This is a genomic window from Bradyrhizobium sp. MOS003, assembly GCF_003020125.1.
In the GTDB taxonomy this organism is placed as follows: Bacteria; Pseudomonadota; Alphaproteobacteria; order Rhizobiales; family Xanthobacteraceae; genus Bradyrhizobium.
In genome coordinates this window covers 1-21,266 of sequence record NZ_PYFW01000016.1, presented here as the reverse complement: position 1 = coordinate 21,266, position 21,266 = coordinate 1, and the positions used below count along the sequence as shown (strand labels likewise).

19 protein-coding genes and 1 pseudogene are annotated in these 21,266 nt (G+C 64.3%); 7 read left to right on the top strand and 13 right to left on the bottom strand.

All coding sequences use genetic code 11. The features are described 5' to 3' along the window. Positions 1-73 precede the first annotated feature (73 nt). Both C7G42_RS33620 and C7G42_RS33615 read left to right on the top strand, forming a co-directional pair. Positions 74-799: a thermonuclease family protein gene (locus tag C7G42_RS33620; RefSeq protein ID WP_106953117.1), complete on the top strand. Its 726-nt coding sequence runs from the start codon at positions 74-76 to the stop codon at positions 797-799. Positions 800-898: 99 nt separating this feature from the next. Then, positions 899-2,086, top strand: coding sequence for a pyridoxal-phosphate-dependent aminotransferase family protein (locus C7G42_RS33615; RefSeq protein ID WP_094973846.1), 1,188 nt, complete (start codon positions 899-901; stop codon positions 2,084-2,086). Between the two features lie 203 nt (positions 2,087-2,289). Here the strand turns inward: C7G42_RS33615 and C7G42_RS33610 are convergent, their stop codons facing one another. Both C7G42_RS33610 and C7G42_RS33605 read right to left on the bottom strand, forming a co-directional pair. Continuing rightward, the gene (locus C7G42_RS33610) at positions 2,290-3,390 is read right to left on the bottom strand and encodes a hypothetical protein (RefSeq protein WP_106953116.1); all 1,101 of its coding nucleotides are present in this window, start codon (positions 3,388-3,390) and stop codon (positions 2,290-2,292) included. Further along, positions 3,390-4,826 carry an MBOAT family O-acyltransferase gene (locus C7G42_RS33605; RefSeq protein ID WP_106953115.1) on the bottom strand — a complete coding sequence of 479 codons (1,437 nt, stop codon included), beginning with the start codon at positions 4,824-4,826 and terminating at the stop codon, positions 3,390-3,392. The genes C7G42_RS33610 and C7G42_RS33605 overlap by 1 nt, the downstream gene beginning before the upstream one ends. Positions 4,827-5,089: 263 nt before the next feature. Here C7G42_RS33605 and C7G42_RS33600 point away from each other — a divergent pair, with 263 nt between their 5' ends. Continuing rightward, positions 5,090-7,195, top strand: coding sequence for a S9 family peptidase (locus tag C7G42_RS33600; protein WP_106953156.1), 2,106 nt, complete (start codon positions 5,090-5,092; stop codon positions 7,193-7,195). A gap of 205 nt (positions 7,196-7,400) precedes the next feature. Here the strand turns inward: C7G42_RS33600 and C7G42_RS33595 are convergent, their stop codons facing one another. From C7G42_RS33595 to C7G42_RS33575, 5 genes are all read right to left on the bottom strand, one after another. After that, positions 7,401-8,120, bottom strand: a complete 720-nt coding sequence (locus tag C7G42_RS33595) for a ribonuclease activity regulator RraA (protein ID WP_106953114.1) — start codon at positions 8,118-8,120, stop codon at positions 7,401-7,403. 144 nt (positions 8,121-8,264) lie between these two features. Further along, complete coding sequence (gene araD / locus C7G42_RS33590; RefSeq protein WP_106953113.1) at positions 8,265-10,004, bottom strand: L-arabinonate dehydratase; 1,740 nt, start codon at positions 10,002-10,004, stop codon at positions 8,265-8,267. Continuing rightward, a complete protein-coding gene (locus C7G42_RS33585; RefSeq protein ID WP_106953112.1) occupies positions 10,001-10,861 on the bottom strand; it encodes an ABC transporter permease in 861 nt (286 codons plus the stop codon). The genes araD and C7G42_RS33585 overlap by 4 nt, the downstream gene beginning before the upstream one ends. A gap of 10 nt (positions 10,862-10,871) precedes the next feature. Beyond that, positions 10,872-11,633 (bottom strand): ABC transporter ATP-binding protein, encoded by a 762-nt coding sequence (locus C7G42_RS33580; protein WP_106953111.1) that lies wholly within the window; start codon positions 11,631-11,633, stop codon positions 10,872-10,874. Next, complete coding sequence (locus tag C7G42_RS33575) at positions 11,633-12,652, bottom strand: ABC transporter substrate-binding protein (protein WP_106953110.1); 1,020 nt, start codon at positions 12,650-12,652, stop codon at positions 11,633-11,635. Before C7G42_RS33575 ends, C7G42_RS33580 begins: the two co-directional genes overlap by 1 nt. A gap of 95 nt (positions 12,653-12,747) precedes the next feature. Here C7G42_RS33575 and C7G42_RS33570 point away from each other — a divergent pair, with 95 nt between their 5' ends. The 3 genes from C7G42_RS33570 (at position 12,748) to C7G42_RS33560 (ending at position 17,638) form a co-directional block, all read left to right on the top strand. Then, complete coding sequence (locus tag C7G42_RS33570; protein WP_106953109.1) at positions 12,748-13,461, top strand: GntR family transcriptional regulator; 714 nt, start codon at positions 12,748-12,750, stop codon at positions 13,459-13,461. Positions 13,462-13,653: 192 nt separating this feature from the next. After that, positions 13,654-14,067: a response regulator gene (locus tag C7G42_RS33565; RefSeq protein ID WP_106953108.1), complete on the top strand. Its 414-nt coding sequence runs from the start codon at positions 13,654-13,656 to the stop codon at positions 14,065-14,067. Then, the gene (locus C7G42_RS33560) at positions 14,045-17,638 is read left to right on the top strand and encodes a PAS domain S-box protein (RefSeq protein WP_106953107.1); all 3,594 of its coding nucleotides are present in this window, start codon (positions 14,045-14,047) and stop codon (positions 17,636-17,638) included. The genes C7G42_RS33565 and C7G42_RS33560 overlap by 23 nt, the downstream gene beginning before the upstream one ends. A gap of 50 nt (positions 17,639-17,688) precedes the next feature. Here C7G42_RS33560 and C7G42_RS33555 read toward each other — a convergent pair whose 3' ends face one another. Next, the gene (locus C7G42_RS33555) at positions 17,689-18,324 is read right to left on the bottom strand and encodes a response regulator transcription factor (RefSeq protein ID WP_106953106.1); all 636 of its coding nucleotides are present in this window, start codon (positions 18,322-18,324) and stop codon (positions 17,689-17,691) included. Between the two features lie 149 nt (positions 18,325-18,473). Here C7G42_RS33555 and C7G42_RS33550 point away from each other — a divergent pair, with 149 nt between their 5' ends. Further along, positions 18,474-18,779: a hypothetical protein gene (locus C7G42_RS33550; RefSeq protein ID WP_106953105.1), complete on the top strand. Its 306-nt coding sequence runs from the start codon at positions 18,474-18,476 to the stop codon at positions 18,777-18,779. A 50-nt stretch (positions 18,780-18,829) separates the two neighbouring features. Here the strand turns inward: C7G42_RS33550 and C7G42_RS33545 are convergent, their stop codons facing one another. From C7G42_RS33545 to C7G42_RS36050, 5 genes and pseudogenes are all read right to left on the bottom strand, one after another. After that, positions 18,830-19,333: a response regulator gene (locus tag C7G42_RS33545; protein WP_018321616.1), complete on the bottom strand. Its 504-nt coding sequence runs from the start codon at positions 19,331-19,333 to the stop codon at positions 18,830-18,832. Positions 19,334-19,464: 131 nt separating this feature from the next. Next, the gene (locus C7G42_RS33540; RefSeq protein WP_018321617.1) at positions 19,465-19,782 is read right to left on the bottom strand and encodes a hypothetical protein; all 318 of its coding nucleotides are present in this window, start codon (positions 19,780-19,782) and stop codon (positions 19,465-19,467) included. A 2-nt stretch (positions 19,783-19,784) separates the two neighbouring features. Next, the gene (locus tag C7G42_RS33535; protein ID WP_106953104.1) at positions 19,785-20,663 is read right to left on the bottom strand and encodes a CheR family methyltransferase; all 879 of its coding nucleotides are present in this window, start codon (positions 20,661-20,663) and stop codon (positions 19,785-19,787) included. A 30-nt stretch (positions 20,664-20,693) separates the two neighbouring features. Beyond that, the gene (locus C7G42_RS33530) at positions 20,694-21,083 is read right to left on the bottom strand and encodes a response regulator (RefSeq protein WP_106953103.1); all 390 of its coding nucleotides are present in this window, start codon (positions 21,081-21,083) and stop codon (positions 20,694-20,696) included. A 36-nt stretch (positions 21,084-21,119) separates the two neighbouring features. After that, positions 21,120-21,266: pseudogene (locus C7G42_RS36050) on the bottom strand (chemotaxis protein CheW); the annotation flags it as partial.

The following is a 21,266-nucleotide window of genomic DNA, read 5'->3' as shown; positions in this document are numbered from 1 at the left end:
AAGCTGGCCGACAGGCCAAAAGCCGACCACAATTGCGCGATCTATCGAAATTGTCCTGAACATACGGGCCGGCATGTTGCGAAAAGTCCTGATTGCGCTGTCTTTCCTCGCTCTGCCTTCGCTGGCCGAGGCCGCCGACATCACCGGCACGGCAAAAGTCCGCTCCGGCGATGCCGTCGTGATCGGCAACACGCGAATCCGCCTCGGCGGCATCGACGCGCCCGCGGTCGACCAGCTCTGCCTCAACAACAAGACCGAGCGCTGGACCTGCGGTATCGCGGCGCGCGACGAGCTCGCCAAATACGCCGACGGCAAGAGCTGGGTCTGCCACACCCGCTCGATCGACCGGCGCGGCCGCACCGTGGCGCGCTGCGAGGTCGGCGGCGAGGACGTCCAGAAATGGCTGGTGCGCGGCGGCTGGGCGCTGGCCTACACCCGCATCTCCAAGGACTACGAGTCCGACGAGGCGGCTGCGCGCGAGGCAAAAGCCGGAATGTGGCAGGGCGCCTTCATCGCGCCCTGGGACTGGCGCGTCCGCAACAAGAAGACTCACATCCTGGGCGCGACCAAGCCACCCGACGGGGCGCATGCGGTGCTGCTCGCCTCGGCCTCGGGACCGGTGGCGCCCTCCCCGGACTGCACCATCAAGGGCAACGTCAACAGCGCCGGAGAGTGCATCTTTCACCAGCCGACCAGCCGCTGGTACACCCAGATCAAGATGAAGATCAGCAAGGGCACCCGCTGGTTCTGCTCGGTCGAGGAGGCGGAAGCCGCCGGCTGCCGCGAGACCAAGCGATAACCAGACCTGCATTTTGGACGCTTTTCCAAGGCCATCGCCCCGCGTAAAAGTGAATCAACGACCCACCAGTCCGCTCTCAAGCAATAAGGACCAAAAGCAATGACCGTTCGCGCGGGCCGGGAATTTCTGGCCATCCCCGGGCCCACCACGATGCCCGACGAAGTGCTGCGGGCAATGCACCGTCCGGCGATCGACATCTATTCCAAGCAGATGACCGATCTGACCGAGAGCCTGCTCAGCGACATCTCGAAACTGTTTGCGACCAAGGGCAAGTCCTACATCTACATCGCCAACGGTCACGGCGCCTGGGAAGCGGCGCTCAGCAACGTGCTGTCGCGCGGCGACAAGGTGCTGGTGCTGGAGAGCGGGCGCTTTGCGATCGGCTGGGGCAATGCGGCAGCGCTGATGGGCGCCGAGGTCGAGGTGCTCAAGGGCGACTGGCGCCGCGCGGTCCGGCCAAGCGAGGTCGAGGAGCGCCTGCGCCGCGACAAGGAGCACACCATCAAGGCCGTCGTCGTGGTCCAGGTCGACACCGCCTCGGGCGTGCAGAACGACATCGAGGCGATCGGCAAGGCGATCAAGGCGGCCGGCCATCCGGCGCTGTACATGGTCGACACCGTTGCCTCGCTCGGTTGCATGACATTTGAAATGGACAAATGGGGCATCGACGTCGCGATGTCCGGCTCGCAGAAGGGCCTGATGACGCCGCCCGGCCTCGGCTTCGTCGCCGCCAATGCGCGTGCGCTCGAGGTGCACAAGAAGGCGAACATGTCGACGCCCTATTGGAGCTGGAGCGAGCGCGAGGGCAGCGAGCATTATCGCAAATATGCCGGCACCGCGCCGGTGCATCTCTTGTTCGCTTTGCGCCAGGCGATCGACCTGCTGCACGAGGAAGGCCTGGAGAACGCCTTCCGCCGCCACAGCCTGCTCGGCGAAGCCACGCGACGCGCGGTCGGCGCATGGTCGGAAGGCCAGGTGCTCGGCTTCAACGTGGCGGAGGCCAGCGAGCGCTCCAACACCGTGACCACGGTGACGATGAGCAACGGCCACGATCCGGCAATCCTGCAGCGCTATTGCAAGGAGAAGTGCGGCGTCGTGCTCGGCACCGGCATCGGCGACCTCTCGGGCCAGGCCTTCCGCATCGCCCATATGGGCCATATCAACGCACCGATGCTGCTGGGCACGCTCGGGGTGATCGAGATCGGCCTCAACGCGCTGAAGATCCCGCACGGCAAAGGCGGGCTGGAGGCAGCGGTGGCGTATCTCGGCGACGAGGTGGCGGCGTAGGCGCAAGCCGCAAACACCGCCGTCGTCCCCGCGAACGCAGGGCTTGTTTCTTCCTTCTCCCCTTGTGGGAGAAGGTGGCGCGTAGCGCCGGATGAGGGGTTGTCTCCGCAATCCATACTGCGAGATGGACTCGCGGAGAGAACCCTCACCCGTCTCGCCGCTTCGCGGCGAGCCACCCTCTCCCGCAAGGGGAGTGGGGAAGATCAGTGCTCGACGCGATACGCTTCCACCTGCGCCTTCAGCTCCTCCAGCGATGCCGTCGGCGCCTTCGGATCGACCCGATACCCCCGGCTCGCCAGCCATTGCAGCACCATCGCGTCCACCACCGGCGAATGGTGGATGACGTCGCCGTAATTGTCGAGATCATGCGTCACCGCCTTGATCGCGCGGAAATCGTGCAGGCGGACGTTCGGAAGCTGCGTCAGGCGCTGCGCGATGACCGCTGTCAGATCCGTGACGATCTTCAGCGTCCCGGGCGAGGCATCGCGCATGGCGACGAACTGCAGGATCGAATAGGGCGGGAAGTAGATGTCGAAGGTCACGTCCGGATAGCGCGCGATCAGGCCGACGGCATCGCGCTCGAAATGCCTGACCATGGCGTCATAGCCATAGCCTTCGCCGAGAAAGCGGCTGCGCACGGGGCTGGTGATGTAGGCAAAGGCGGCGAGCGCCTTCTTCGCATTGTACTCGCGAGCAATGTCGAAATCCCGAGGCAGCGCGTAGATGTCGTCGACATCAGCCAGCGCGAACTTGACGGGGAGATACGGCGCCGCGCGGGTCAGCGGCCCCTGTAGCGGCGGGACCGAACGCAGCAGTGCGAACAGGGACTCTTTCGCCATCGCGGCGCTGAACAGATAGGACGCGATGCCCTTTGCCGTCCCGCGATAGAGATCGACCGAGAGATAAGGATCGGCCTCGATGTCGGCGGCATCGACGAAGATGAAATCGTCCATCTCCCAGATCACACGCCTTGCGCCGCGCGCGATCGCCTGCTCCAGCACGAAGCCCTGCTGTCGCGAGTTGGAGCCGGTCATCGCCAGCTTCAGCGAGCGAACGCCGAGCGCACGGTCGATGTCGCTCTGGCGGAAGTGAATCGCGAGCGAGGTGCCCATGAAGGCGGTGTCGAACGACTGGCTGCGGATCAGCCCGGCATTCTGCACGCGCGTGTCGTCGGAATAGAACGCGGAGCGCGAGGGGCGGAACAGCTGCAGGGGATCGACGAAAAAAGTGAGCCCGGCCGCACCGAGCACGAACGCGATGCTCGCGAGCAGAAGACGCTTGAGACTGGTGAACGTAGCGCGCATCAGAACCGGAAATAGATGAATTCGCTGTGGCTCTGGATGCCCAGGATTCCGAACGCAAGCACCAGCGATGCGCCATAGAGAAACAGCGGCCGCATGCGCCCTGCCCGCAAATTCTCGCCGACCCTGCGGTTGGCGTGATCGTATCCCAGGAGCGTTTGCGTGTTCGGCGCCAGCCAGACCAATGCGGCGTAGACGGCGATCATCACCAGCGCCGCGATCTCCTCGCGGCCGAACACGATATTCGAGGGATCCGCCATGGCGTGGAGAACACGCAGCGCCCACGCAACGCTCTCGGCGCGGAAAAAGACCCAGGCGACAACGACGGCGAGGAACGTCAGCACGGCCCCGCCGATGCGAGCCGGGCGCGCAAGAGCCGACGGGATGGTTGGCACCACCGCAATGAAGGCGTGATTGACGCAGAGATAGGCCCCGTGCAGTGCGCCCCAAATGACAAAAGTCCAGGCCGCGCCGTGCCAGAGCCCGCCGAGCAGCATCGTGATCAGCAAATTGACGTAGCGCAGCACGCGGCCGTGGCGGTTGCCGCCGAGCGGGATGTAGAGATAGTCGCGGAGGAATTGCGACAGCGTCATGTGCCAGCGGCGCCAGAACTCGACGATGCTGGTGGCCTTGTAGGGCGAGTTGAAATTTACCGGCAGGAAGATGCCGAACATCAGCGAGATCCCGATCGCCATGTCGGAATAGCCGGAGAAATCGAAATAGAGCTGGAAGGTGTAGGCGAGTGCGCCACACCAGGCCTGGTCGAAGCTCGGCGAGCGCGCCTCGAAGGCGAGCGCGACCAGCGGCTGGATTCCGTCGGCAAGGCAGGTCTTCTTGAACAGGCCGATGGCGAAGATGATGACCCCGCACAAGATGAGATGTCCGTCCGGACGCTTGGTCGCCTCCCGCTCGAATTGCGGGATCATGTCCTTGTGGTGGAGGATCGGCCCCGCGATCAGATGCGGAAAATAGGTCACGAACAGCGCGTAATGCGGCAGCGCATAGGCCGCGACCTGGCCGCGATAGGCATCGACCAGGAACGCGATCTGCGTGAACGTGTAGAAGGAGATGCCGACCGGCAGCAGGATGTGGACCGCAAAATGCGTGCCGAGCAGCGCGTTGACGTTCTCGGTGGCAAAGCCGGCATATTTGAAGATGCCGAGCACGAGCAGATCGCCAACGACGCCAGCGGCGAGTGCGGCCTTGCGTTGTGACGGGCCAAGCTTCGCCACGATCAGGAGATGGCCGATGCCGTAATTGAACGCGATCGACAGCAGCAGCAGCGCCACGAACTGCCAGCTGCCGATCGCGTAGAAGGCGATCGAGGCCAGCGCCAGCCAGATCACAGGGGCGCGATTGCTGCGCTGGCCGAGCCAGAAATATCCGGCCAGCACGACCGGGAGGAACAGCAGGATGAACGGGTAGGAATTGAACAGCATCAGGCTGGACCGGCGGCGGGGATTTGGTCCCTCAAAGCACACAAGGGGCGGATCAACAACCCGGCGCCTTGGCGCAGTCCGCGGAACTGCCGCGCTGGCAATTCGTGCGCTTGTCGCCATATGATGGGCGACCCGCCGCCTTCTATGGCCGTCATTGCCGGGCTTGACCCGGCAATCCATCGCTAAAGATTTCATCTTTGATGGATGCGCGGGTCAAGCCCGCGCATGACGAGTTGAGTTTCTGTGAGACGAACGAGGATCGAGTGACACAAGCCAAGACACCTTCCAAGCAGCCAATCGCCCCGCGCCGCCCGCATAGCTTCACGCGCCACGGTATCACCGTGACCGACGACTATGCCTGGTTGAAGGACGCGAAATGGCAGGAGGTGCTGCGCGATCCCAAAGTGCTGGATCCTGACATCCGCAGATATCTCGACGAGGAGAACGTCTACACCGAGAGCCTGCTCGGCCATACTGCGCCGCTCCAGAAGACGCTGGTGCGCGAGATGCGCGGACGGATCAAAGAGGACGATTCCAGCGTACCATCGCCGGACGGGCCGTACGCTTATTTCCGCCGGTTCCGCGAGGGTGGACAGCACGAGCTGTTTGGCCGCATGCCACGCGACGGCGGCGACGGTGAGATCGTGCTCGACGGCGATGCGCTCGCCGAGGACCAAAAATATTTCAAGTTCGGCGGCAGCCGCCATTCGCACGATCACAAGATGCAGGCCTGGAGCGCAGACACCAAGGGTTCCGAATATTTCTCGATCCGCGTCCGAGACTGGGCGAGCGGCAAGGATTTCGACGACCTCGTCGAGGAGACCGACGGCGGCGTGGTCTGGGCCGCGGATTGCAAGAGCTTCTTCTATGTGCGGCTCGACGACAACCACCGGCCGATGCAGGTGTGGCGCCACAGGCTCGGCACCAAACAGGCCGACGACACGCTCGTCTTTGAAGAGCAGGATGCCGGCTGGTTCACCCATCTGCACGAGAGCACCAGCGGCCGCTTCTGCGTGATCTCGGGCGGTGACCACGAGACCTCAGAGCAGCGCCTGATCGATCTCGCCAATCCCAATGCGCCGCCGCGTCTGGTCGCGGCGCGCGAGGAGGGCGTGCAATATTCACTGACCGACCGCGGCGATCAGCTCTTCATCCTCACCAATGCGGATGATGCCATCGATTTCAAGATCGTTACCGCGCCGCTTGCCGCGCCCGACCGCTCGAATTGGCGCGATCTGATCCCGTATCGTCCCGGCATCTACATCATCGACCTCGATCTCTACGCCGGCCATCTGGTGCGGCTGGAGCGCGCCAATGCGCTGCCGTCGATCGTGATCCGCGATCTCGTCTCGAACGAGGAACATGCCATCGCCTTCGACGAGACCGCCTATTCGCTTGATACGATGGGCTCCTACGAGTTCGAGACGACGAATTTGCGCTTTGCCTATTCGTCGATGACGACGCCGTCGGAAGTCTACGATTACGACATGGTCAAGCGCACCCGCACCTTGCGCAAGCGCCAGGAAATTCCGTCCGGCCATGACGCGGCCGATTACGTCACCACGCGCATTATGGCGAAGGCGCAGGACGGCGCCGAGGTGCCGGTGTCGATCCTTCATCGCCGCGGGCTGGAGCTCGACGGCTCGGCGCCGCTGCTGCTCTACGGCTACGGCTCCTACGGCATGGCGATGCCGGCCTCGTTCAACGCCAATCGCCTGTCGTTGGTCGACCGCGGCTTCGTCTACGCTATCGCCCATATCCGCGGCGGCGCCGACAAGGGCTGGGGCTGGTATCTCGACGGCAAGCGCGAGAAGAAGACGAATTCGTTCGATGATTTCTCAGCCAGCGCCCGCGCGCTGATCGATGCGAACTACACCAGCGCCAGGCGCATCGTCGGCCATGGCGGCTCGGCCGGCGGTATGCTGATGGGCGCGGTGGCGAACCGCGCCGGCGAATTATTCGCGGGCATCGTAGCGGAAGTGCCGTTCGTCGACGTGCTCAACACCATGCTCGACGACACGCTGCCGCTGACGCCGCCGGAATGGCCGGAATGGGGCAACCCGATCGAGAGCGAGAAGGATTTTCGCACGATCCTGTCCTACTCGCCTTACGACAACGTCGCGGCGAAGGAGTATCCCGCGATCCTGGCGATGGGCGGCCTGACCGATCCACGCGTTACTTATTGGGAGCCGGCCAAGTGGATCGCGCGCCTTCGCGCCACCATGAGCGGCGGAGGTCCTGTTCTCCTGCGCACCAACATGGGCGCCGGGCACGGCGGCGCGTCGGGTCGGTTCGACCGGCTGGATGAAGTCGCAATCGTTTATGCGTTCGCGCTGTGGGCGGTGGGCATGGCGGAGGCCGGGGTGTAAGGCTCCCGCGCAGCTACACCTCAGTTCGTCGTCCCCGCGAAGGCGGGGACCCATACCGCGTGATCTATCGAAGAAACGCAGGCAGCAGCACCAACGCCAGCTTCCTGACTGCAAATCTTGGCCAAACTACTCCCTGTGGTTATGGGTCCCGGATCTGCGCTTCGCTTGTCCGGGACGACAGAGTTTGGCGCGATCCCAGGATCTATCAGCGCCCGTTGATCTTCCGCCATTCCGCAAAGTCGGTGAGCGTCTGCGGATCGGTGGCGGGATAGAGACCGAAGATACCGCGCCCCTTGCCGACCTCATCGGTGACGAAATCCTCGAACGCGGTCATCTCGAAGGTCTCGTTGGCGATCTCGTCGGCGAGATGGGCGGGGATCACGATCACGCCGTCGGCATCGCCGAGGACGATGTCGCCGGGAAACACCGGGGCATCGCCACAGCCGATCGGAACGTTGATCTCGATCGCCTGGTGCAGCGTCAGATTGGTCGGCGCCGACGGGCGATGGTGGTAGGCGGGAATGCCGAGTTTTGCGATCTCGGCGGAATCACGAAAGCCGCCGTCGGTGACGACGCCGGCAACGCCACGCTTCATCAACCGCGTCACCAGGATCGCGCCGGCCGACGCCGCGCGCGCGTCCTTGCGGCTGTCCATCACCAGCACCGCGCCCGGCGGGCAGTCCTCGATCGCCTTGCGCTGCGGGTGGGAACGGTCCTTGAAGACGTCGATGGTGTTGAGATCCTCACGCGCCGGCATGTAGCGCAGCGTGAAGGCTTCGCCGACCATGGTCGGCTGATCCGCGCCGAGCGGATGCACGTCCTGGATCATCTGGATACGCAGGCCGCGCTTGAACAGGGCGGTGGCGACGGTCGCGGTGGAGACGGATTTGAGCTTGGTACGGGTGGGTTCGGAAAGTTTGGTCATGTCGTGCTCTCTCTTATCGTCATTCCGGGGCATCGCGAAGCGATGATCTATGGTGCGCAATTGCGCACCTGAGAATCCATAACCACGATCGGGAGTATGGATTCCGGGCTCGCACCAAGTGGCGCGCCCCGGAATGACAGCTGGCTAATAGATCGACGGCTCACCAATCGGCGCGCCGAAATCAGTCTCGAGGAAGTCGAAGTCGCAGCCCTCGTTGGCCTGCTTGATGTGCTTGGTGAACATCCAGCCATAGCCGCGCTCGAAGCGGCGCTCGGGCTGCTTCCAGGCGGCGCGGCGTTTTTCCAGTTCGGCTTCGCTGACGTCGAGATTGATGGTGCGCGCGGCGATGTCGAGCGAGATGCGGTCGCCGTTCTGCACCAGCGCCAGCGGGCCGCCGATATAGGATTCAGGCGAGACGTGCAGGATGCAGGCGCCGTAGCTGGTGCCGCTCATGCGTGCGTCCGAGATCCGCACCATGTCGCGCACGCCCTGCTTCACGAGCTTGGTCGGAATCGGCAGCATGCCCCATTCCGGCATGCCCGGTCCGCCCTGCGGCCCCGCATTGCGCAAAATGAGAATATGATCCTCGGTGACATCCAGGTTGGGATCGTCGACCGCCTTCTTCATCGAGGGATAGTCGTCGAACACCAGCGCAGGCCCGGTGTGCTTGAGGAAGCGCGGCGCGCAGGCGGAAGGCTTGATGACGCAGCCATCGGGCGCGAGATTGCCCTTGAGCACGGCGAGCGCGCCCTCCTTGTAGATGGGATTGTCGATGCCGCGGATCACGTCGCCGTTGTGAACTTCGGCACCCTCTATATTCTCGCCGATGGTCCTTCCGGTGACCGTAACGCAGTCGAGATGCAGGTGCGGCTTGATCTGGCCCATCAGCGCCGGCAGGCCGCCGGCGTAGAAGAAGTCCTCCATCAGGTACGCATCGCCGCTAGGACGGACATTGGCGATCACGGGCACCTTGCGGCTTGCGATCTCGAAATCGTCGAGGCCGATGTTCTGGCCGGCGCGGCGGGCCTGCGCGATCAGATGGATGATCGCGTTGGTCGAGCAGCCCATCGCCATCGCGACCGCAATCGCGTTCTCGAAAGCTTTCCGGGTCTGGATCACCTTCGGCGTCAGATCCTCCCACACCATCTCGACGATGCGGCGGCCGCACTCGCTGGCCATGCGGATGTGGTTGGCGTCAGCGGCGGGAATCGAGGAGGCACCCGGCAGTGTCATGCCGATCGCCTCGGCGATCGCGGTCATGGTCGAGGCGGTGCCCATGGTCATGCAGGTGCCGTAGCTGCGGGCGATGCCGGCTTCGATGTCGAGCCAATCCTTGTCGGAGATCTTCCCGGCGCGGCGCTCGTCCCAGTATTTCCAGCCGTCCGAGCCGGAGCCGAGCGTCTTGCCCTTCCAGTTGCCGCGCAGCATCGGACCCGCCGGCAGATAGATCGCCGGAATGTTCATCGAGGTCGCGCCCAGCAGCAGCGCCGGCGTCGTCTTGTCGCAGCCGCCCATCAGCACCACGCCGTCGACGGGATGGCTGCGCAGCAGTTCTTCCGCGTCCATCGCCAGCAGGTTGCGATAGAGCATGGTGGTCGGCTTGAGCAGCGATTCCGACAGCGACAGCGCCGGCAGTTCGATCGGCAGGCCGCCAGCCATCAGGATACCGCGCTTGACGTCGTCGACGCGCGACTTGAAATGCATGTGGCAGGGCTGCGCATCCGACCAAGTGTTGAGGATCGCGATGATCGGGCGGTCCTTCCACTCCTCCGGCGCGTAACCCATCTGCATGGCGCGGGAGCGATGGCCGAACGAGCGCAGATCGTCAGGCGCGAACCAGCGCGCACTGCGGAGCTGGTCGGGCGTTATTTTCTTCTTGGTCATGATTGGGTGCCCCATTTCTGCACGGTGTTCCGCTCGATGGCGCGGAAGATCAGGTTCTCGACAAAAAGCCCGATGATAATCACCGTCAAGAGGCCCGCGAACACGCCGGGTATGTCGAGCAGGTTGCGGTTCTCGAAAATGAACCAGCCGAGCCCGCCCTGCCCCGAGGACACACCGAACACCAGTTCGGCCGCGATCAGCGTGCGCCATGCAAACGCCCAGCCGATCTTGAGGCCGGTGAGGATCGAGCCGAAGGCCGCAGGGATCAGGATCTTTGCCACGTAAGGCAGTCCGCGCAGGCCGTAATTGCGGCCGACCATGCGCAGCGTGTTGGACACGCTCTTGAAGCCGGAATGGGTGTTGAGCGCGACCGGCCACAGCACCGAATGGATCAACACGAAGACGAGACTGCCATTGCCGAGCCCGAACCAGATCAAGGCCAGCGGCAGCAGCGCGATCGCCGGCAGCGGATTGAACATCGCCGTCACGGTCTCGAGGAAATCGGTGCCGATACGGGTGGAGATCGCAAGCACCGTGAAGATCGCGGCGAGCACGATGCCCGCGGAATAGCCCATGAACAGCACTTTCAGCGAAGCCCAGGCCCGCATCGGGATGGTGCCGTCCTTGACGCGGTCGAACAGCGTGATCGCCGTATCGTGCAGCGTGGGGAACAACAGCGGATTGTCGAGAGCGACGCCGTAGGTTTCCCAGACCGCCGCCAGGAACAGAATGATGACCGACTTGCGGACGAAGCCATCGTTCCACAACATTTCGGGAACGCTCAGCTTGCGCTCGACTTCGGCCGCCCCCGTGGCGGCGGCCGGCGCGTCACGCAACAAAATCCTTGCCTCGCCCATGGCGGCTCCTTCAATGCGCGGTGGCTTCGCCGGCGAACAGGAGATCGTGGATGTCCTTCTCCAGCCGGCCGGCGCTGCCGTCCTCGTTGCCGACCTTGTCGACGTCGATCACCTCGGCCTTGACGCGGCCGGGATGCGGCGACAGCAAGAGGATGCGGTTGCCGATCCGGATCGCTTCCGCGATCGAATGGGTCACGAACAGCACGGTAAACTTTGTCTCGCTCCAGAGCTGGAGCAATTCGTCCTGGCAGGTTCGCCGCGTCAGCGCGTCGAGCGCGGCGAACGGCTCATCCATCAAGAGGATGTCGGGCTCCATCGCCATGCCGCGCGCGATCGCGACGCGCTGCTTCATCCCGCCGGACAGCGTATGCGGATAAGCATCGACCACGCGGGTGAGGCCTACCTTCTCGATGTAAGACCGCGCCTTCGCCTCGGCGTCCTTGCGCGAGAGCTTTCGCGCGGTCAGCAGCGGAAACATCACGTTGGCGAGCACGCTCTTCCAGGGCAGTAGCTGATCAAACTCCTGGAAGATCATCATGCGATCGGCACCCGGACCGCGGATTTCGCGGTCGCCGATCGTCATGCGGCCTTCGCTCGGGCTCATATAGCCCCCGACGGCCTTGAGCAAGGTCGACTTGCCGCAGCCGGAGGGACCTAGCAGCACGAAGCGGTCGGACTTGTCGACCGTGAAGCTCACCCTCTCAGTGGCGGTGACGACGGCGCTGGAGGTCTTGTAGCGCAGCGTCACGGAGCTGACGTCGAGCAGCGCCATCAGTTACCCTTCAGATCGTGCGCGACGGGCAGATAGTAATCCGTCCAGGCCTTGGGCTGGTTCTTCAGCGTGCCGGTCTTGAACAGATGCGCGGCGAATTTCATCGTGCCCTGCGGCTCCAGATTCCACTCCATCATGCCGGGCTCCTTCAGGAGAGCGAGCAGCTCCTCGACCGAGGTCTTGTCGCCGGTGATCTCCTTGTAGATCTCGACCGCCTGCTTGGTGTCGCTGCGGATCAGGTCCTGCGCCTCCTTGGTCGCGTCGCGGACCGCCTGAATGATCTTTGGGTTGGCGTCCGCAAACTTCGTCGTGGTGAAGAATTGCGCCTGGCTGAGCGGCCCGCCCATCACGTCCGGCGACGACAGCACGACATGCGCGCCCGGCACGTTCTTGAGCTCCAGGAAGGTGAAGGGCGGGATCGAGAAATGCGTGTGCACCTCGTGCTTGGGGTTGGACAACGCCGCATAGGCGTCGGGATGGCCAAGCTGCACGGTGTTGGAATCGAGCTTCGACCATTGGTCGGCGCCAAAAGCCTCGGCCGCCGCGATCTGGAGCACGATCGCCTGGGTCGAGACCTTCACGGTCGGCACCGCGATCTTGTCCGAGGGGCCGAAATCCCTGATCGACTTGATGTTGGCGTCACGGCTGATCAGCGTCATCGGCTGGGCTGACGTGGCGACGATGCCCTTCACGCCGCCGCGGGTGCGATCCCACAGCAGCAGGAGGTTGCCGGTGCCGGTATTGAGAATGTCGACGCCGCCCGCGAGCAACGCATCGGTCTGCGCCCCGCCGCCGGAGAAGGTGACCCATTTGGTGGTGACGCCGGCAACGCCGAGAGCAGCCGCGTGCTTCTCGATCAGCTTCTGCTTTTCCATGATGTGGCTCGGCATGTAGAAAATGCCGGGCTGGCGCGACAGCGAGATTTCCGACTTCTGCTGCGCAAAGGCCGGTGAACCCGACAGCATTGTTGTGGCGACCAGGGCGATGGCGGCAACGCCACGCTGAAATTGCTTGATCATAGTTGTTCGTTTCCTCCGGCCGCCATTGACGAGCGATCCTGTTGATGCACTAATGTATTAGTGCATCAATGGCAAGTCCGCCGGGAGCCCTCGCCATGGAAACAGCCCATCCCGCGCCGCGCGCGGTCCGCCCCGGCGCGCGGCTCGACCGGGCCCGGCAGGCCGCGCCGCAGGTGTTCGAGCGGCTGCGCAACGCCATTCTCGCGCTCGAATTGCCCCCGGGATCGCCGCTGTCGAGGACCGATCTCGCTACGCAATTCGGCGTCAGCTCGACGCCGATCCGCGACGCCCTGATGCGGCTCGAGGAAGAAGGGCTCGTGGACGTGTTTCCGCAGCACGCGACCGTGGTCAGCAGGGTCGATGTCGGCCGCGCCGAGCAGGCGCATTTCCTGCGCCAGGCACTCGAACTCGAAATCGTTCGGCTGCTCGCGGAACAGCACGACCAGGCCCTGGTCCTCCGCCTCGACCATGCGATGGTGCTTCAGCAGCAATTCGCCAAGGCCGGAGACTTCGAGAGCTTCATCGCCGCCGACAATGATTTTCACGCGCAGCTTTATGCCGCGGCCGGCAAGCAGGAGCTGTGGACGCTGGTACGCAGCCGCAGCGGACATATCGACCGGCTGCGACGGCTGCATTTGCCCTCGCCCGGCAAGGCCCAGAATATCGTCCGTCACCACCGGCTGATCACCCGCGCGATCGAGGCCGGCGATTCCGACGCAGCGCGACAGCATCTGCGCAAGCATCTGTCGGGCACGTTGAGCGAACTCGGCACGATCCGAAGCCATTACCCGGAGTATCTGACCGATTAAGAGGGAACCCGGGCTGGCCCGCCTTATGCCCGAAGGCAGACATATGATATTGGCCGCAATCGGTTAGCTCGAACGGGGTGATGGCGCTCGCGAAGTGCTTGCAGGCTGGACGGAATCCGCGCAACAATTTCATTTTTGATGGTTTGATTTGCAGCCGGCGGGGCCCCCCATCCGGCCCGGAGGAATTCAGACGTGGCCAACATCCTGATTGTGGATGACGACCCGGCCGTTCAGATCACGATCCGGCTGCTCCTGGAGAGGGCCGGTCATCACGTCACCGTCGCCGGCGACGGCCGCAGGGGACTTGCACTGTTCGAGGCCAACCGGTTCGACCTCCTGTTTCTCGATATCTTCATGCCCGGCATGGACGGGCTGGAGACGATGCGTCACATTCGGGTGCTGGCTCCGGCCATTCCGATCATCGTGATTTCCGGCCGCTCGGTCACGCCGGATGCCTATGCGGAGCCGGACTTCCTGAAGATGGCGACCAAGCTCGGAGCGGTGGCAAGTTTGCAGAAGCCGTTCCGACCCGACGCCCTGCTCGCCGCGGTCGATGGCTGCCTGAAAGCAGGCGAGGGGTCCGATGTCAGCTCCGGCCGCCGGTGACGGGGGTGCCTCCGCTCCAGGTCCGACCATGCGCGGTCGTCCGGGAAGCCCTGCGAACATCCGCATGACGCTCGCAACGCGGTTGGCGATTGCGATGATCCTGCTGGTGGCGGTCACCGTGGCCGCAGTCGGATGGCTGGGTTTCCGCAACACCACGCAAGCGGTGATTCCGCGCGTCCTCGAACGGGTCGAGGCCCAGTCACGCCTGCTCGCGACCGGTCTGGAATCCTATGTTGCCGGCGCTCGCGGCGATCTGGTCGGCTATCGCTCCGCCGCGGCCATCAACGGTCTGATCCGCGCTCACCTCGCCGGCGGTGTTGACCCCGCAGACGGCGTCTCGGAGCAAACCTGGCGCGACCGCATCGCGACGCGGCTCGCGGCCGAGATCGAGGCCAAGCCCAGCTACGCGCAGTTTCGCATCATCGGCATCGACGACGATCAGCGCGAGCTGGTTCGGGTCGACCGCTCCGGCCCGAACGGGGCGGTGCGGATCGCCCCCAACAGCGAGCTCCAGCGCAAGGGCGAACGAGCCTACTTTCAGGACACGATAGGGCTGGCTCCGGGCGAGATTTACGTTTCGCCCATCGATCTCGCCACCCGCCAGGGAGGCACCACGACCCTGCACGTTCCGACGCTGCGGGTCGCGGTGCCGCTGTTCACACCGGATGGCAAGCCGTTCGGCATCATCATCGCCAATATCGACATGCGCCCGGCCCTGGACCGCGTGCGCGGGACGGCGAACGCGGGTGGCGAGATCTACGTCGTCAATTCGCGCGGCGATTATCTCGTTCATCCCGATCGCACGCAAGAATTCGGCTCCTTGCACGGCCGCCCCACCAACTGGCGCAATGATTTTCCGTTCTTCGCAGGCCTGGCCGGCACCTCGGAGGTATCCACGCGGCTCATGACCGACGGGGCGGGCCAGCCGAACGGCGCGGCGATCGCGCCGGCACTGCTGGCCGGCAAGGAATGGACAGCAATCATCATGACCATCCCCCCGGCCGTGTTCGGCCGGGTGCCGGCCGCCATTCAAAAGACCTCCCTGCTGGTCGGCGTGCTGGCCATCCTCGCTGCGGCATCGCTCGCAGTGCTGTTGGCGCGCTCGCTGACCCGCCCGATCGGCCGCCTGACCGCGGCCGTGGAGGCGATCGGCCGCGGACGGCAAGCGGACATCCCCGTCGACGCCGGTGGCGAGACGGGCGTGCTGGCGCGGGCATTCGCCCGGATGGTCGAAGAGACGCGGGCGAAGACAGCCGCTCTCGAGCAGGAGGTCCGGGAGCACCGCCGCACCGAGGCGGCGCGAAACCATCATGCGGCACGCGAGCACTTGTTCAGCGCCGCCGTCGAATCATCCGACGATGCGATCGTGATGCAGACGCTCGACGCCATCATCACAGGCTGGAATCCGGCCGCCGAGCGGCTCTATGGCTATACGGCGAGTGAGGCGATCGGGAAATCCACCGCGATCATCGTCCCGCCCGACCGCCGCGTGCAGGGCAAGGAAATCCTGGGGCGGATCGCGCGAGGCGAGCCGATCGAACGGTTCGAGACGGTGCGCCTGCGCAAGGACGGCACGCCGATCGAGATCTCACTCAGCCTTTCGCCGATCAGGGGGTCGTCGGGCGAAATCGTAGGCGTCTCCGGGACCGCGCACAGCCTGACCGAGGCGCGGCGGGCCGAGCGGCAGGTGCAGCAACAGCTCGAAGAGCGCCGGCAGATCTTCGACACTTCGCAAGACCTGATCATGGTCATGAACTCTCGAGGCAACATCGCTCAGATCAGCCCGAGCAGCGAGACCATTCTCGGCTATCGGCCGGATGAGATGATCGGCCGCAGCGGCACCGACTTCATTCACCTGGATCATCTCGAGCACGCCCGCGTCGAGATGCGCGCGCTGCGCCGCGGCGAGCGCGTCAAGCTCGCCGACACGCGCTGCTTCCACCGCAATGGACACGAGGTCTGGCTGTCCTGGCTCGGCAGCTGGTCCGAGCAGGCGCAACGCTACTTCTTCGTCGGGCGCGACATGACGGAGGCTCGGCTCGCTCAGGAATCGCTGCGCGAGAGCGAACGGCTCGCCCGCAACATCGTCGAGACCTCGCTCGACGCCTTCGTCCAGACCGACGAGACCAGCAGCATCCTGAACTGGAACTCGCAGGCCGAGCAGCTGTTCGGCTGGCGGCGCGACGAAGTGCTCGGCAAGAGTACGATCGACCTCATCGTGGCCGAGAGCGAACGCGAGAGGGTCAAGGCAGGCCTGAAGGATTTCCTGGAGAACGAGGACGACAGGACACTGAACCGCCGCCGCGAGCTGATGTGCCGCCGCCGCGACGGCAAGGAATTCAGGGCCGAGGTCAGCCTGACCGCGCTGAAACGCCGCGAGGGCCTGCTGTTCAACGTGTTCTATCGCGACCTCACCGACAAGATCGCCGCCGATGAGCGCATCCGCCATGCCGAGAAGATGGAGGCCGTCGGCCAGCTCACCGGCGGCGTGGCACACGATTTCAACAACATCCTCACCGTCATAACCGGCACGATCGAGATCCTCGCGGAGGCCGTCGAGAAGGAGCCGCAGCTCGCGGCCATCACGAAGATGATCGACGAGGCCGCCGCGCGCGGTGCCGAGCTGACCCAGCATTTGCTCGCCTTCGCGCGCAAGCAGCCGCTCCAGCCGCGCGAGATCGACATCAACTCGCTGATCGTCGACACTACGAAGCTGCTGCGACCGACGCTGGGCGAGCAGATCCAGATCGAATCGGTGTTCGAGGAGGAGAGTTGCGTCGCGATCGTCGATCCCAACCAGCTCACCACCGCGATCCTCAACCTCGCGCTCAACGCCCGCGACGCCATGCCCGGCGGCGGCAAGCTGATCGTGGAGACCGGCGCCGCCTATCTCGACGAGGTCTATGCCAGCGGCAACGACATCCGCCCCGGCCGTTACGTGCTGATCGCCGTGAGCGACACCGGCACCGGGATCCCCGCGAACCTGCTGACCCGGGTGTTCGACCCCTTCTTCACCTCGAAGGGACCGGGCAAGGGCACCGGACTCGGGCTGTCGATGGTCTACGGCTTCATCAAGCAGTCGGCGGGCCATATCAAGATCTACAGCGAGGAAGGCCACGGCAGCACGATCAAGATGTACCTGCCGCCCGGCAAGACGCCGACAGCCGTCAGCGAGGGCGTGACGCCCGCGACGATCGAGGGCGGACACGAGACGATCCTGGTGGTCGAGGACGACCGGCTGGTGCGCGACTACGTGCTGGCGCAGCTGCACTCGCTGGGTTACGTCACCCTGCAGGCCGCGAACGCGGCGGAGGCGCTGGCAATCGTTGCCTCCGGCAAGCCGTTCGACCTGCTGTTCACCGACGTCATCATGCCCGGCAAGATGAACGGACGGCAGCTCGCCGACGAGCTGATGAAGACGCGGCCCGATCTCAGGGTAGTCTACACGTCAGGCTATACCGAGAATGCGATCATCCATCACGGCCGGCTGGATTCCGGCGTGACGCTGCTGGCCAAGCCCTACCGCAAATCGGATCTCGCGCGGATCATCCGCAAGGCGCTGAGCGCTTGAGGTCCCCGTAGCCGGGACGGAATTACTGCGTCCGGGGCACGAGGACCATTTTACGACGCGCGCTGCGCCGCGGTCATCACGATGCGGATCAGATCGGCGGCGTTGCGCGCACCGAGCTTCTTCATGATGTTGGCGCGGTGATCCTCGATGGTGCGCGGGCTGATGCCGAGGGTGCGACCAGCCTCCTTATTGGACGCACCGGAGGCGAACTGCTCGAGCACCTCGCGCTCCCTGCGCGTCAGCGGCTCACGTCCGGGAAAATGCAGCGAGTTGAATTTCGGCGAGGCGTTCTCCGCCTGCCTGCGCGCATAGGCGCCGATCGCCTCGTCGAGCCGGCCGACGATCTCGCTGCCGCGGAACGGCTTCTCGATGAAGTCGAGCGCGCCGCTCTTGATCGCGCCAACCGCCATCGCGATGTCGCCCTGTCCGGAGATCATGAAGATCGGCGCCGGATAGTCCTCGCCCTGCAGCTCCTCCAGAATGTCGAGGCCCGACTTTCCGGGAATGTGCACGTCGAGCAGGATCGCAGCCGGTGTGCGGTTTCGTGCGACGGCAAGCAGCGCTGCGCCGTCGGCAAAACAGATCACGTCATAGCCCGCCGCTTTCAACACCATCGACAGGGTGTCGCGAACGGCAGGGTCGTCGTCGACCACGAAGATTTCACCGCGAGAACTTTGTTCGGCCATGTGCCACATCCAGTTGGCATGAAGGACTCGCGTCCGCGCCTCCCTTTATGGCGTTCGGCGCGGATTCGGCCCACCCGTATTTGTACGGGACATGGACTTAACGCACAAGTAGCGACGAAGTGCCTTATTGCGGGGGACGGAGAATATCCATGCTAAATTACGCAGGCACACCCCCGCTCGCCGCGATGGCCGACGCGGACAGCCGTCAGTTGATCGAAGCCGAACTTCGCTCGCTGATCGCGCGCATCGACATCAGTGTGCGTCTGATCGACGCGGCGATGAAACCGGAAGACGACGAGCCCGTACCCGATAGCGCTATCGCGGGTTCCGCAGAAATTTTCGTGCTGGACGATGTCACGCCGCGTTATGCCACGGCGAGCGCCGCCCTCAATGCCTGCCGGGCGGGCCTTGGCCGCGCCCTGCAATCGCTATCGGAATCCGGCAACGCAGCATAGATCGGCGCGGCGCAGCAGCCGCGCCCGATCGCATGGCAGCTCCGCACGCCTTAAGCGCGGTGCCGTTCCACGATCGCGTCGGTGGCGACGCCGCCCCAGGTGTGAATCGCAGGAAGCCCCATCGCGGTCTTGCCGAGATTGGCGAGGCTGATGCGCAGGGCCGCGAGGTCGAGCGGCTTCGGCAGGCTCTGGAGTTCGATCCCGACAGACCGGGCGAAGCTGCGCGCGGCGCTGCGGCGCTTGCCGTCCATGCCGCTGATGACGATCACGGCGCCACCGAACTTCGCCGCCGCCATCTCGCGCAGCACGTCGATGCCGTCCCCATCCTCCAGCACGAGATCGAGCGTCACGCAGTCGAAGCGCGCGGCGCGGAGCTTCTCGATCGCATCCGCCACGGACGGCGCCACGGTGACTTCGTGGCCGGCCTGCTTGGCGGCGACCGTGATCAGGCTGCGCTGCGTGGCGTCGTCATCGACCACCAGGAGCTGAAGCGCGCGCCGCTCGGCGCCGTCGGGCAGGTTCGAGGAGATGGGGGAAAGAGAACTTCTGGGCATTTCAGTATCCTGAGATTGGGATCATCAACGGATACACGGTTCGCGCTTAGGCCACGTAAAGCCGCGATCGCGAATTCATTCGGATGTTTTCAGAAAATGTGAAGCAATGGAGCGGAAAGGACACGAGCGGATCACGCCGCTTCGTCACGGCCGCCGGCCGCGCCGCGCTTCTTCCGGTTCTTTCCGCGCAGGAACTGGATGTCCATTTCGGCGCCGTTGACGCGGACCAGCTCGCAGCGGCGATAGGCGAGTCCCGTGGACGACAACAGCAGGAAGAACTCCTTCAGGTTCAACCCCTGGATCGAGCCTTCCACCGTGAGGATGGCGTCGGTATCGGAGATCGCGTTGAGCTTGCAGTCGCGGCGCCAGGTGCCGTCGATGGCCATGATGCAGACATCATAGCCGCGACTGAAAGTCACGCGTTCCGTACCCTTGCCATCCTCGGCCATCTCTATCGTCCTGCCATGACCGCCAGTCGCGGCGTCGCGCCGGCGAGAGCCGGCTTGGCGGCTACGGCACGCGGATCGTTCGGCTTGTAGAGGCCGCGCCGCTCCGGAATCGGCCGGAACGTATCGGTCAGGCCGACCACGGTTTCGGCCGCGCCCAGCACCAGGAAGCCGTCGGGCTCGATCTGGCGCGCCAGCCGGTTGAAGATGTTGATCTTGGTGTCCTGGTCGAAATAGATCAGCACGTTGCGGCAGAAGATGACGTCGAAGGTGCCGAGCTGCGCGAAATCGTGCAGCAGGTTGAGCTGCCGGTGCTGGATCATCGCCCGCAGTTCGGGATTGACCTGCCAGGTCTCGCCGGTCTGCTTGAAATATTTCATCAGCATCTGGATCGGCAGGCCGCGCTGCACCTCGAACTGGCTGTAGATTCCGGCCTTGGCCTTCTCCAGCACCTCCTGCGACAGATCGGTCGCGATGATCTCGATGCGCCAGCCGGTGAGGGCCGCACCCATGTCCTTCAGGCACATCGCCAGCGAATAGGGCTCCTGCCCGGTCGAGCCGGCGGCGCACCAGATCCGGATGCTGCGTTTGGCTGCCCGTGCCTTGATGATCTCCGGCATGATGTGGTCGCGGAAATGATCGAACGGGACCTTGTCGCGGAAGAAGAAGGTCTCGTTGGTGGTCATGGCTTCGACCACGTCTGTGATCACCGTGCGCGCGCCGCCTTGCAGCTTCTGCACGAGCTCACCGATGCCGGAGAGCCCGGCCTTGCGGGCCAGCGGCAGCAGGCGGCTTTCGATCAGATATTGCTTGTCTGCGGACAGGTCGAGACCGGAATTGTCCTTCAAGAACTTACGCAGATACTCATACTCGGTCGGATTCACGGAAGACCTCTTGAAGTTAACGAAGGCGTCTCAAGCGGCGGTTTGTTCGTCCCGCGCGATCAGACCGACTTCCTGGAATTTCGCCATCACGATGTCCTTGTCGAAGGGCTTCATGATGTACTCGTTGGCGCCGCCGCCCATTGCCTTCGTGATGTGATCGATTCCGGTTTCCGTGGTGCAGAACACGACCATGGGCTCGTCGCCGCCGGGCATGCGGCGCAGCGTGCCTAGAAACTGGAATCCGTCCATGACGGGCATGTTCCAGTCGAGCAGGATGGCCTCCGGCATCGCCTTCTTGCAGTGAACCAGAGCCTCGACGCCATCTTCAGCTTCGATCACCTGAAAGCCGAGCGCCTCGACGATCCGGCGGGCAACTTTTCGGACGATGCTGGAATCGTCAACAACCAAGCAAGTCTTCATTTTTTCTCTCCGACTTCGTTGTTCTTTGGTGTCAGTTCACGCCGCCATTTGCACTCTGGTTTCGAGATCGAGGACACGGTCGATGTCGAGGACGACCATGAGCTGGCCGTCGAGGCGATGCACGCCGCCGGCGAGCTTGGCCATGCGCGGGTCGAGGTTGACGGGGTTTTCCTCCATGCCGGC